We start from the raw sequence: 11,261 nt of genomic DNA on the forward strand, positions 1-11,261 counted from the left end.
GGCCGATGATAGTGCCCACAAGTGCGAAAGTAGGTGTCGCCGGTTCCTGACGCCCCCGAGCCCAAAGCTCGGGGGCGTCTCTTTTTGCGCGCTGCGGAAAATTGCGTATCCGTCGCCCTGCCTCTCCGACTCCCCGACGTCAGCAGCCCGGCGGCTTTGCCGGGACGCGTTCCAGCAGCCCGTCGCCAAACGTTTCGCTTAGGCCGAGCGACTCCAGGTGCACGTAGCCGATGTGGCAGCCGCAGGTGGCGTTCGGGCACGGCGCGCGGGAGCGGCATGCGGGGAACGTGCCGTCGTGGAGATTCCCGATCACGCGGTCCACGAAGTGGCAACGCCGGACGTCGCCGCTGGCGTCGACGGTGAACACGTCCCAGCCGGTCCGGCAGGCCCGGCCCCGGCTGGGGTGGTCGGCGAGGTTCGTCGGGAACAGCGGGTCGACCCGCGTCAGGGCCTCGACCAGCTCCGCGGCGTCGTGGCCGGGCTCGTCCTTCTCCGCGTTCACCCACAGGTACACCCCCGGCCGCAACTCGGCCCGCAAGGCTTCGATCTCGCCCAGATGTTCCCGGCGGCCGACGACGCCCACGCTGTACCGCACGCCCAACTCGTCCAGCGTTCGGCAGCGCCGCAGAAACGCCGCCCGCCCCGCCCTTTCCGACGAGCCAACCTGCCCGGGGTGGTAGGTGCACCAGAGGGCGGCGGTCGCCGGGTCGGCGTCGGCGAGCCACCGCGGGTCGACCGACAGATTCGTCTGCACGGCGACCCGGCGGACGTGCGGCAGGTTCGACAGGAACACGACCGCGTCCCGGTACCACTTCCGCACCAGCGCCTCGCCCCAGGGGGTGAACAGGATTGCGATTTCGTCGTCGGTCCGTCCGGCAACCCACTCGACGAATCGGTCCAGCCCGGCCCGGTCGGCGGCCAGTTCCGCCGGGGACTCCCAGTGCTTGGCGAAGGGGCAGTACGGGCAGTCGTAATTGCAGCTCGACAGCGTGCCGCGGTAGAGGAACGTGAGGTTCACCGCACCGGCCCCCCCGCCATCAGCGCGGCGACCTTCGGCGAGTACAGCCACGGGCCGATCTGGTCGGAGCGTTCCAGCCCCGCCGGCGTCGGTTTGAGCCGGTCGCCGTCCCACGCGGCGAGGCCGCGGTCGGTCAGCTCGGCGAGTTGCGGCAGGTCGGCGAGGGGATCGCTGCCGAACCGGCGGCGGTAGGCGGCGGCGTCGAGACCGTCGCTCTGCAGAACCCCCTGGAGGACGAACCGGCGGCGGCGGTCGTCCGGGGCGAGGCGGTGGCCATGTCGGGCGGCGGCGAAGTCGGCGGGGTCGCGGTGCACGTAGTCCGTGAGGATCGCCCGCACGCCGGCCCGGCCGACGGCGTACTCCGTCGAGTAGTGCAGCGGCCCGGCGTAAGAGCGGGCCCCGCAGCCGAGCCCGACCATCCCGTCCGACTGGCAGTCGTACGCCGGTCCGGCGTCGGCCCCGGCGGCGTCGGGCTTGGCGAACATCCGCAGGGAACGCTGCGCGTACCCCGCCCCCAGCAGCCGTTCGCGGCCGGCCCGATAGGCCGCGACCCGTCCGTCGTTAGGCTCCACGTGCGTCTTGCCGAGCCCCGTCAGCTCCCGCACGTAGAGCGGGTAGAGGTAGATCTCCTCCGCCCCGGTCGCGATCGCCTCGTCCACCGACCGCAGCCACGAATCGAGGGACTGCCCCGGCGTGCCGTAAATCAGGTCGAGGTTGAGAATCGGGAACCCGGCGTCGCGGACGTGCCCGATCGCCCGCCGCACCTCCGCGGTCCGTTGTGGGCGGCCGAGTCGCTTCGCCTCGGCCTCGTCGAAGGACTGCACGCCGAGGCTCAGCCGGGTTACACCCCAGTCCCGCAGCAGCCGGGCCTTCCCCGCCGTCATCGTCGCCGGGGAGGCCTCGCAGGAGGCCGGCAGCGCCCCGGCGTCCGCCCCCAACACCTCGCTGAGAATCGCCAGCAACTTGGCCAGTTCCCCCTCGTCCAGATAGGTCGGCGTTCCCCCGCCGAGGGCGACCCGGGCGAAGCGGGCGTCCGGCAGGGCCGCGCGGACGGCGGCGGCCTCCGCCCGCAGCGCCGTCAGGTAGGGGGCGACGAGGTCCGACCCGCTGTTCGCCAGCGTGAACAGGTTGCAGAATCCGCACCGCACCTCGCAGAACGGCAGATGGGCGTAGAGGAACAGCCCGTCGCGACGCTCGTTGGCCCAGGCCTCTGCCAGCGGGACGGGCGGGTCGAGCGCCCGGTACGCCGACTTGTGCGGGTAGCTGTAGGCGTAACCGACGAACGGGTTCTCGCCGTCCAGCGGGTGCGATTCGGCGGGGGCGCCCGGGGGGCGGGTGATCGTCGTGAGCGTCATGGAACCGGCTCCCACCCTAACCCGAAGCGTCAGCGAGGGCGTCGGCGTCCCCCGCCCCGGGCAGCAGGAACTCGGCGTAGGGCACGGTCCAGACGACCTCGTGGGCCAGCCGGTGGCCGGAGTAGCCGTCTTCGCCGTAGGCGGTGCCGTGGTCGGAGCAGAGGACGCACAACGCCCCGCCCCGATTCCGCAGGGCCTCGAACAGCGGCGGCAGGCAGCGGTCGACGTAGGCCAGCGCCGCCGCCTGGGTGGCCGGCGAATCCTCCGTCGCGCCCGGCGTAAACAGACAGTTCGGCTGGTGGAGGGCGGAGACGTTCAGAAACAGCAGCGCCCGCCGGTCCGACGGCGTTTCCCCCAGCAGGCGGCAGGTGACGCGGACCTGCTCCGCGGTGGAGTCCGCCCCCGTCACGCCCGTCGCCTCGGACCAGTGGCTCTCCTCGAACAGTCCTGGCAGCGTCCGGCAGAGCGGCGTCTGCTTGTTGAAGAACCCGACCCCGCCCACGCAGAGCGTGCGGTAGCCGCGGGCGGCGAGGGCCCCCACCCAGGTCGGCTCGTCATGGACGAAGGTGCGGCGGCCGGTCGTGGCGCTGCCGGCGAACCGGGCAGCAAACAGCCGTTCGTGCGGTCGGCCCCCGTCGGAAACCGGCTCGGCCGGGGTGGGCAGGAAGCCGGCGAAGAAGGCGTGGTGGGCGGCGTACGTGAAACTGCCGGGGGTGTGCCGCCGTTCCCACCGCCCGCCCGGCAGCAGGGCGGCCAGGTTCGGCGTGAGCCCGTCGGCCAGGGCGCCCGCGGCCACGTCGTACCGCAGGGTGTCCAGCGTGACGAACAGCACGTCCCGCCGGCCGATTTCAGCGTTCGCATCGAGCGGCGCCCGCTCCCCCGCCCCGCTCACGTTTCCACCAGCGGGGCGTACTGGGACGGGTCGTCGAAGCCGGCGGTCCAGGCGATCGCCTGCCGGCAGGTCTTCATGTTCGGCGGCACCCGCAGGACGTAGCGGCCGCCGGTCGAGGGGCAGGAGACGGCCACGACCACCAGCGGCTCGTCCCCCTCCAGATCGACCCGCAGCAGTTTGCGCTCGCCGCCGGGGTCGGTGTCCGCGTCCAACACCGTGGGGTCAGCCTCGGCGACGAACCGGTCGAAGCCGATCCGCTCCATCTTCACCCGCCGCAGTTCCGCGTTCGGCTCGGCGAGGGCCTCGGCGGCGGTGATCTCCTCCGGGCGGAAGGCGATCCGCTCGTCCACGGCCACCCCCCGCCACCGCAGGCCCACGCCCGTCAGCGAGGCCGGCAGCTCGGTCAGGTTCGTCCCGCCGACGTCGACCCACGAGGTCACCCGCAACCCCTCCGGCAGTTCCCGAATCCCCACACATCCGGCCAGATCCAGCTGCGCCACGGTTCCCAGCCACGGCGGCACGGACCGGAACCCGATGCAGTCCCGCATTCGCAGCCGGCCGACGGAGACCTCTCCGGTCGCCGGCCACTCTTCCAACTGCCCGCAGCCGGTCAGGTCGAGGAACGAGGTCGCAAGCCCCTCCGGCAACCGTTCCAGCGAGGTGCAGCCGGACAGGTCGATCGAGCCGGCCCTCAGGCCGTCCGGCAGGCGCTCCAGCCGTACGCAGTCCCGCAGGGTCAGGGCGTATCGCACCGTGAGGCCCGGCGGCAGTTCGTCCACGTCCGACGCGGTCAGGTCGACGGAGCGATACGTTTCGCCGGGTCGCAGGGCGGCGGGGGAGGTGACGGCCTTCATCGACGCGGTCCGAGCCGGGGTGACGGGGGGCCGGGGAGGAACGGGAATGCGGTGTGCGGTCAGTCGATCACCCGCCGGATGGCCTCCGGCGAGTATTCCCGCTGAATCCAGGAGCGATACAGCCCCGGCCCCAGCGCGATCGGGCCGTGCTCCTCGTGGACCAGCGTGGCCGTCTCGCCGGTGACGCGGAGGTACAGGTCGCCCCCGGGGGCGGCGAACAATTCCGCCACGCCCCGCTCGCGGATGCGGTGGCAGTGGCCGGTCGACTCGCCCCGGGCCAGCGTGACGTGCGGCAGCTTCCGCACGCCGCCCGGTAGGACCTCGGCCTTTTGCAAGAACACGTCCCCGTGCCGCCACATCACGCCGCTCCGTTCGGGTTCGTTCGGGTTCGTTCGGGTTCGTTCGGGTTCGTTCGGGTTCGTTCGGGTTCGTTCGGGAGATGATCGCTCGCCGTCGCTCGACGGCCTATGTGAACGAGTGTACCGTGGCCGTCCGCCGCCGCAACGCCGATCGTATCGGCGGACGCCGATTTTGGGTTTCCCCTGTTCACCCACAGATTCCTAAGCGGAGCGTGAGCCATGGCGGATACGGATGACGGGCCGCTGCCGACGAGCGGCGAGCACGTCGAGGAGTTCTTCGGCCTCCCGGTGAAGGAGTACGAGCAGGACGGGGCCGTGCCGGCCGGCGACGTCGCCGTGCGGATCGGCTGCGACTGGGACGATCAGGAGGAGTTCCCCGACCGCCTCGCCGACCTGCTGGACGACCCGGCCGCCGCTCAGATTACGGCGCTGGTGATCGGCCCGTGGGGCGGGGCCTTCGAGGGGGGCAGCTCCGAGGCGACCGTCGAGGCCCTCGTCGCCGCCCGAGACCGGCTGCCGGGTCTGCGGGCGCTGTTCCTGGGCGACATCGTCCAGGAGGAGACGGAGATGTCCTGGATCACCCAGTGCGACGTCTCCCCGCTGTTCGGGGCCTTCCCGCTGTTGGAGGAGTTTCGCGTGCGGGGCTCGCAGGACCTGAGCCTCGGCCGACCATCGCAGGACAACCTGCGATTGCTGACGATCGAGTGCGGCGGGCTGCCGGCGTCCGTGGCCCGGGAGGTCGCCGCGGCCCGGCTGCCGAAGTTGGAGCGGCTGGAACTCTGGTTCGGCGACGACGGCTACGGGAACGAGGTCTCCGACGACGTGCTGATTGAACTGCTCGACGCCCCGCTGATCGCCGGCCTGACCCACCTCGGCCTGCGGAACGACCAATTTGCGGACGAGCACGCCGCCGTGCTGGCCGGCCGGCCGCGGCCGGGGCGGGTGACGACGCTGGACCTCTCGCTGGGCGCGCTCGGCGACGCCGGGGCGGACGCCCTGGTCGGGGCGGCGTGGATCGGAGAACTGGACCGGCTCGACATCCGCCACCACTTCGTCAGTCCGGAGGCGGTCGATCGGCTGCGGGCGAAGGTCCGCGAACTGGACGCCCGGCACGCCCTGGAGCCGGAAGACTGGGGCGACGGCGAACTGCACCGCTACGTCGCCGTCGGGGAGTGACCCGAGAGCCCCCGGCCGGCGCCCCGCTCCGCCGGTGGGCGCTGGTCGGCAACCCGGAGAACCGCCGCGTCGCCCTATTTCAACAGGCGCTGGCCGACCGGGGGGAGCCGCCGGCGCTGCTGCTGTCCTGGTTCGACCTGCTGACCGGCCGGCGGTCGATCGGAGAGGTCCCCGCCGGGGCCGTGCTGCGGGTCGACTCCCCGGGGGAGAACTGGGCCGTCGAAAAGGCGCTGCTCGCCGCCGGCCGGGCCGCGGCGGAGGCGGAGGGTTCGCCCGTCCTCGGCGGCCGGGCGCTGGCCGAATGGGAGGAGGACCGCGGCCGGATCCTGCACCCGCGGCAGTGGTTTCTTGGCCTGCGGGAGACGCTGCACGACTGGGACCGCCGGCTCGCCGGGCGGGGCGTCCGCTGGACGGCCCCCGCGGCGGGGATGCTCTGCCTGTTCGACAAGCTCGCCTGCCAGTCCCGCCTCGCCGCGGCCGGCGTGCCCGTCCCCCCCGCCCTCTCCCCGCGGCCCGTGGGCGGGTTCGAGGAACTGGCCGACCGCATGGCCGCCGCCGACTGCGACCGGGCCTTCGTGAAGCTGGCCCACGGCTCCTCCGCCAGCGGGGTCGTCGCCCTGCGCCGGGGGCGAACCGGGTGGACGGCGGTCACCTCGGCCGAACTCGTTCGCGGCCCCCTGCCCGCCGGAGGGAGGAGCGGTCTGCGGCTGTACAACTCCCTGAAGATCCGCCGGTACGCGGCGCTCGACGACGTGCGGGACCTGATCGACGAACTCGCCCGGCACCGCCTGCACGCCGAACGCTGGTTGCCGAAGGCCTCGCTGGGAGGACGGGCGTTCGACCTGCGGATCGTCAGCATCGCCGGGGCACCGCGGCACACGGTGGTGCGGACGGCCCGCGGCCCGCTGACGAACCTGCACCTCGGCGGCCGCCGCGGCGACGCGGCCGCGGTCCGCCGGCTGTGCGGCCCGGAGCGGTGGGCGGCCGTCCTCGACACCGTCCGCCGGGCCGCTGCGGCCTTTCCGGAGACGCTGACGATCGGCTTCGACGTGCTGATCGCCCCCGGCGGCCGGTCCCACGCCGTGCTGGAGGCGAACGCCTTCGGCGACCTGCTCCCCGGCGTGACGGACCGGGGCGAGGACACGTACGCCGCTCAGATCGCCGCCGTCGCCGCCGTCGCCGCCGGCGGTCGATCGGCCCTCATCCGCCGACCGGCCGGCGGTCCCGCGGGCGGACCCACCGCCAGAGGTTGAACCCGGACCACAGCAGCGGGAACGGGATCAGCCACCACAGGCTGACCGTCGCCAGAAGGTAACGGTCCCCCGGCTCGCCGCCGGCCCGCCAGAACGCCCCCAAGGCCTCCGACCCGACGCACGCGGCGAGCGGCGTCTTCGGCGGCAGGGGCGGCGGCGGAGCGGGCCGCCGGGGCGCGAGGGGGTCCCGGAGATGGGCCAGACGGTCCCGGAGTCGGTTCGCCCGCCGTTCGAAGTCCGAGACCTTCGTGCGAGTCGGTCCGACCTGGAGGGAATCTCGAATCGGGGCCCCGTTCCAGCAGATGAACAGCGCCGGGAGGCCCCCCGACGGCGTCGCTGCCGGGGCGGCGGACAAGACGGGACCGAGTTCGGCCCCCGATCCGGCCCGCTCGCCGGCCGGGGCGATCGCGATCGCCATCGCGTTCACGCACCGAACCGACGGAGCCGGCGTCAGCCCGATCAACGCCCACAGCAACCCGCCGCAGACCGCCCACGGCAATGCGAGAGTGCGGACCAACCGCCACGTCCGGCGGCCGGTCGTCAGCGGGGCGTCCGTCGGGTCGCTCACGACGCCAGCGTACCGACTGCGGGACCTTGAGAGGCCGTCAAGATCCTCGGCGGCCGAACGCCCAGTCGGCCGCCGGGCTCCGCGGCCGTCCGCCAAATACGTCTCACGCGGCGGAGCGTCCCACGCCCAGGGGGCTTTGACCCCTATTCTCAAAGGGTGGCATACCGGATTTGAACCGGCGACCTCCGGAACCACAATCGGGACGTCACCCGCCGCAGACCTCTACAGCGGCAACGGGTTGCGGAGATCCGCAAAGCGGGGTTGCACTCGCCGGCGGGGGAGACGCGATCGAGGTCGATGCAGAGCTCGCCGGCGTCGTCGTCGCTTGGCCGAGGCTGCCGGCGGCGGTTCGAGCCGCGGTGACGGGGATGGTGGCCGGGTTCGTGGGAGCGACGAGCGCCCCTACGACGTCGGGGACGGCGAAACCCGCCAGTAGGCGGAGAACAGGCTTCCCGTCAGCACGGTCCCCCTTTGCTCCGGAGGAAGCGGAGTCGGGGAGTCGTCCAGAGCAGCCTCGAACAGCGGCTTCATCTTCGCGAAGGCCTCCGCCTTGATTTGAGAGATGCGGGCGCTGGTGACGCCTAGCGAACGACCCAACTCGTTCGCCCGCGTCGACTCGCAACCGTTCAGTCCGTGGAATCCCGTCACGACCGCTCGCTCCCTGTCCATGAGGTTTTTGAGTGCCTCAGGGAGAACTTCCAGTTGGGCGTGATGAGCGTCCGATCGCTCGGAGGAGGCGAACAGCGGAACGTCGCTCCCCCGATGCATTGATTCGACGGCCACATCCGCACTTCCCAGCACCAGCCGCGGGTTGATCCTCGGGCGTTCCGTCTGCCAGCGCCGATGGCAGGCGTCCTCCTCTTCCGGGAAACGGCACGCCCGCAGCTCCGCACGGAAGCGGTTTAGCAGCTTGTGCTCCCCTGGAGTTGGCGGCACGAGCGACCGATTCCGATGGACGTACCTGTTGATTCGGCACCTCATCGCCGTATGCACGTATGTGCCGAAGCGGGGCCGCGGTCCGGCTCGTACGTCTCCAAGGCGTCCGGGATCGCCAACAACGCCTCCTGCATCAGATCTTCCCTCAGACTGCGGAAGTGGTTCGCCAATCGCCGAAGGTGGCGGTTCGCCAGGTGCCAAGCCGGCAGTATCTGCCGCTCCCACAGTTCTCGGATTGCTTCGGCGTCCCCGTCAGCGGCCCGCAGGGATAGCGATCGCTCCGTCCCCGCCGAAAGTTCGGGGTACTTCGGGATCCTCGGCGAGAGCAAATTGGGCTGGCGCTCCTTGTTCGAGTTCATCCTCATCTCGCAGTCGCGGGCGGAAGAAGTTCGGGATACCAGAAAGTTGGATGAGGCCGCCGAAGCTGCGACCGGTTCCCGCTGTTCCGAAATGATCGAACGCAATTGCGGGCACCTCGTCCCCCTACCGCAGCGTCCGGCACCAAGGCCGCACGTCCTGGTCTGGCACGGATCGCCCGACGACCATGCCGATTCGGGAGTGAAGAGCCAGCAGGTCGAACGGGTGTACGGTTGGACGTTTCGGTTCGTCATCGCGGAATTGACGATCCAGTTCGCGAGAGACATCGACAGTCGCCCCGTTTCGTTCTACAGCCGAAGCAGGCGTGCATTCCATCCGCAGCACGACGCTTCGACCGGGGGTCCAACGGGACGTACTTCGCTTCTACGCTTGCAGGGACGCCCCCGCTCCGCGGCGGGAGGGCGCCGCGAAACCGACAGAATCGCCTCACCGGCCGCCGCGGCCCCGCAGTTCGCCCGCATCGCCGCCGCGTGGCCGCACCTGCCAGCGACCGTGAAGGCCGGCGGGCTGGCGATGGCGGAGGCCGGCGTCGCGGCCCCAGAAGATGGTGCGACGGTCCCGACGGGGGGATGATCGGTGCGAGGGGCGGGCGAAGCCGACCGCTCCGCCCCGCCGCACCTCCGTCCCGCCGCCGACCGTGTCCGGCCCCCGACTCGCCTGTGCCGTTCGCTATGAGCTGTTCGTCGCCTGCGAGGACGAAGACCTCGGTGCCGACGAGTCCGACTACGTCACCTCCGTCGCCGGCACCGTGGTTACCTACATCGGTTCGGACGGGGACGAGCTCGGCCCCTACCCGGACGAGGACGGGGCCGCGGAGCGGGAGGTCGATTCCCTCGTCGCCTACATCGTTCAGACCCGCAGAGCGATCGACGATCGGTTCTCGCTGTTCGACGTCTGCGACGCTCACTCGGACGGGCTGGCGGACATGTTCGTCGCCGTCTTCGACATCGAGTCGGAGATGCCGAGGGAGGAACTCGGGATCGAACCCCTGTGGGAGGGCCTGATGTACCTCGAAGCTGTGACGGTCGATCCGGCTTACCGCGGCCGCGGGGTCGCCGTGCAGGCCGTGAAGACGACGATCGAGACGTTCTGCCACGGCGGGATCGTCACCGCCCACCCCGCGTCGATGCCGCTCACCGACGCGGACTGGAAGGCGCTCGACTCCGTGAAGATCGCCGGCTCGGAGGTGATCGTCCGCGACGGGGCGTCGTTCAGCCCGTACCGGACGGGCCACGGTGCGGAGCCGCTCGGGTGACGCCGCAATTAGGCCGTGACGGGCTGCCGCTCGCGGGCCGCCCGCACTCGTTCCACGATCGCTTCACGGACTTCTTCGTAGAGATCGACGGTCAGAGGCCCCGCCACGTCGAGCGTGACGGCGAGTCCGTACCAGACAGGGCGATCGAAACCGCCCGCGTTTTCGCGGCAGTCGCCTGCAGCGTCACCCCCTGAGACCCGCCGGCACGGCGGAGGCGGATCCAACGCACCTGTAGCAGAATGCCCCGCCTGAATCCGAGGAGCCGGACCGCCTGATAACGTTGGCCGGCGCTGCGACGACCGTGCATTTATCCACGCACCCCGCGGGAGCGGCCCCGGAACGGATTTGCGGCCTTTTTTCAATAGCCGGATTTTATCTGTCCCGCGTCTCGGGCGGATCCCGCTCGGCAGACCAGGATCTTCCGGCAGGGACGCCGCACACCCCAACCCGCGTGTGCTCATGCCGTCCTCTTTCGTCTTCCCCTCCCGCCCGACCCCGCCACGCCGACGCGGCTGGCGGATCGTCCTCCCTCTCATCGCAGCGGCAATTCTCGCGGCCGCCCCGCCTTCGCCAGCCGGCGAGGTGCACATCGTCTTGGCGGCGGACACGGCGGACGAGTCGATCGGGCCGAGCTGCGACGTCGATCTCGCCAACATGCGTCTGCTGCTGATCGGCGGCCTCCCGTACCAGACGGTCGAGCGGGCCGTGGAGCTGACCGGTCCCAATCCCGGGGGCCCGCCCGCCGGGCAGGTCCTGTCGCGGAACTCATTTCTCGCGGCCGTTCGCGACGCGATCGCGGCCGCCGGCCCGGACGACGCGGTGTTGGTCTATTACTCGGGTCACGGGGTCGAGTGGCGGGGCCGCGGACATGTCCTGAACGTGCCCGGCGGGGACGTCACTCGCGAGCAGGTCCGGTCGCTGCTGGCGGCCGGGCCGCAGCGGCTAAGCGTGCTGCTGACCGACTCGTGCAGCACGGCCGTTCCACCTCCGGAAGTGGAGACGGCCGCGGCGCCCGCGGCCCGCACGGATGCGGCCCCGGCCATGGTCTCGCTGCTGTACCGAGCCCGGGGATTCGTCGACATGTCTGGTTCGGCGCCCGGCGAGTTCGCGATGGGCGACGGGACGATCGGCGGGTATTTCACCGCCGCCCTCACGTCGTACCTCCGGGAGAACTTGGAGACCCCGCTGACGTGGGCGGGCGTCGAGGCCGCGGTCCG

The 11,261-nt window shown here is 71.5% G+C and carries 13 protein-coding genes; 5 read left to right on the plus strand and 8 right to left on the minus strand.

The window, feature by feature from the left end; all coding sequences use genetic code 11:
- Positions 1-139: 139 nt before the first annotated feature.
- The 5 genes from ACG2DA_RS18900 to ACG2DA_RS18920 are packed head-to-tail and all read right to left on the minus strand — an operon-like array spanning position 140 to position 4,460.
- A complete protein-coding gene (locus ACG2DA_RS18900) occupies positions 140-1,018 on the minus strand; it encodes an STM4011 family radical SAM protein (RefSeq protein ID WP_395257709.1) in 879 nt (292 codons plus the stop codon).
- Positions 1,015-2,373, minus strand: coding sequence for an STM4012 family radical SAM protein (locus tag ACG2DA_RS18905; protein ID WP_395257711.1), 1,359 nt, complete (start codon positions 2,371-2,373; stop codon positions 1,015-1,017). The genes ACG2DA_RS18900 and ACG2DA_RS18905 overlap by 4 nt, the downstream gene beginning before the upstream one ends.
- 16 nt (positions 2,374-2,389) lie before the next feature.
- Positions 2,390-3,265 carry an STM4013/SEN3800 family hydrolase gene (locus ACG2DA_RS18910; protein WP_395257713.1) on the minus strand — a complete coding sequence of 292 codons (876 nt, stop codon included), beginning with the start codon at positions 3,263-3,265 and terminating at the stop codon, positions 2,390-2,392.
- Complete coding sequence (locus tag ACG2DA_RS18915) at positions 3,262-4,119, minus strand: DUF6745 domain-containing protein (protein WP_395257715.1); 858 nt, start codon at positions 4,117-4,119, stop codon at positions 3,262-3,264. Before ACG2DA_RS18915 ends, ACG2DA_RS18910 begins: the two co-directional genes overlap by 4 nt.
- Before the next feature lie 59 nt (positions 4,120-4,178).
- The gene (locus ACG2DA_RS18920) at positions 4,179-4,460 is read right to left on the minus strand and encodes a hypothetical protein (RefSeq protein ID WP_395257717.1); all 282 of its coding nucleotides are present in this window, start codon (positions 4,458-4,460) and stop codon (positions 4,179-4,181) included.
- Between the two features lie 237 nt (positions 4,461-4,697).
- On the opposite strand from ACG2DA_RS18920, the gene ACG2DA_RS18925 reads away from it, so the two are divergent.
- Together ACG2DA_RS18925 and ACG2DA_RS18930 are read left to right on the plus strand one after the other, a co-directional pair.
- Positions 4,698-5,654: an STM4015 family protein gene (locus ACG2DA_RS18925; RefSeq protein ID WP_395257719.1), complete on the plus strand. Its 957-nt coding sequence runs from the start codon at positions 4,698-4,700 to the stop codon at positions 5,652-5,654.
- On the plus strand, positions 5,651-6,907 hold the full coding sequence (locus ACG2DA_RS18930) for an STM4014 family protein (protein WP_395257721.1): 1,257 nt from the start codon (positions 5,651-5,653) through the stop codon (positions 6,905-6,907). Before ACG2DA_RS18925 ends, ACG2DA_RS18930 begins: the two co-directional genes overlap by 4 nt.
- Here ACG2DA_RS18930 and ACG2DA_RS18935 read toward each other — a convergent pair.
- The 3 genes from ACG2DA_RS18935 to ACG2DA_RS18945 form a co-directional block, all read right to left on the minus strand.
- Positions 6,855-7,475, minus strand: a complete 621-nt coding sequence (locus ACG2DA_RS18935; RefSeq protein ID WP_395257723.1) for a hypothetical protein — start codon at positions 7,473-7,475, stop codon at positions 6,855-6,857. The two genes, ACG2DA_RS18930 and ACG2DA_RS18935, sit on opposite strands and share 53 nt — an antisense overlap.
- A 402-nt stretch (positions 7,476-7,877) precedes the next feature.
- On the minus strand, positions 7,878-8,411 hold the full coding sequence (locus tag ACG2DA_RS18940; protein WP_395257725.1) for a sigma factor-like helix-turn-helix DNA-binding protein: 534 nt from the start codon (positions 8,409-8,411) through the stop codon (positions 7,878-7,880).
- A gap of 41 nt (positions 8,412-8,452) precedes the next feature.
- Complete coding sequence (locus tag ACG2DA_RS18945; protein ID WP_395257727.1) at positions 8,453-8,770, minus strand: hypothetical protein; 318 nt, start codon at positions 8,768-8,770, stop codon at positions 8,453-8,455.
- Here ACG2DA_RS18945 and ACG2DA_RS18950 point away from each other — a divergent pair.
- From ACG2DA_RS18950 to ACG2DA_RS18960, 3 genes are all read left to right on the plus strand, one after another.
- On the plus strand, positions 8,757-9,362 hold the full coding sequence (locus tag ACG2DA_RS18950; RefSeq protein WP_395257729.1) for a hypothetical protein: 606 nt from the start codon (positions 8,757-8,759) through the stop codon (positions 9,360-9,362). The genes ACG2DA_RS18945 and ACG2DA_RS18950 overlap by 14 nt on opposite strands.
- A gap of 64 nt (positions 9,363-9,426) precedes the next feature.
- Complete coding sequence (locus ACG2DA_RS18955; RefSeq protein ID WP_395257731.1) at positions 9,427-10,044, plus strand: GNAT family N-acetyltransferase; 618 nt, start codon at positions 9,427-9,429, stop codon at positions 10,042-10,044.
- A 582-nt stretch (positions 10,045-10,626) separates the two neighbouring features.
- The coding region (locus ACG2DA_RS18960; RefSeq protein WP_395257733.1) for a caspase family protein at positions 10,627-11,261 on the plus strand (635 nt) is incomplete at its 3' end.

This window comes from Alienimonas sp. DA493 (assembly GCF_043951915.1).
Taxonomy (GTDB): Bacteria; Planctomycetota; Planctomycetia; order Planctomycetales; family Planctomycetaceae; genus Alienimonas.

Excerpts from the sequence above, each read along its gene's own strand:
- ACG2DA_RS18905 (WP_395257711.1), bottom strand. The coding sequence starts at position 2,373 with ATGACGCTCACGACGATCACCCGCCCCCCGGGCGCCCCCGCCGAATCG.
- ACG2DA_RS18945 (WP_395257727.1), bottom strand. The coding sequence starts at position 8,770 with ATGAACTCGAACAAGGAGCGCCAGCCCAATTTGCTCTCGCCGAGGATC.
- ACG2DA_RS18915 (WP_395257715.1), bottom strand. The coding sequence starts at position 4,119 with ATGAAGGCCGTCACCTCCCCCGCCGCCCTGCGACCCGGCGAAACGTAT.
- ACG2DA_RS18925 (WP_395257719.1), top strand. The coding sequence starts at position 4,698 with ATGGCGGATACGGATGACGGGCCGCTGCCGACGAGCGGCGAGCACGTC.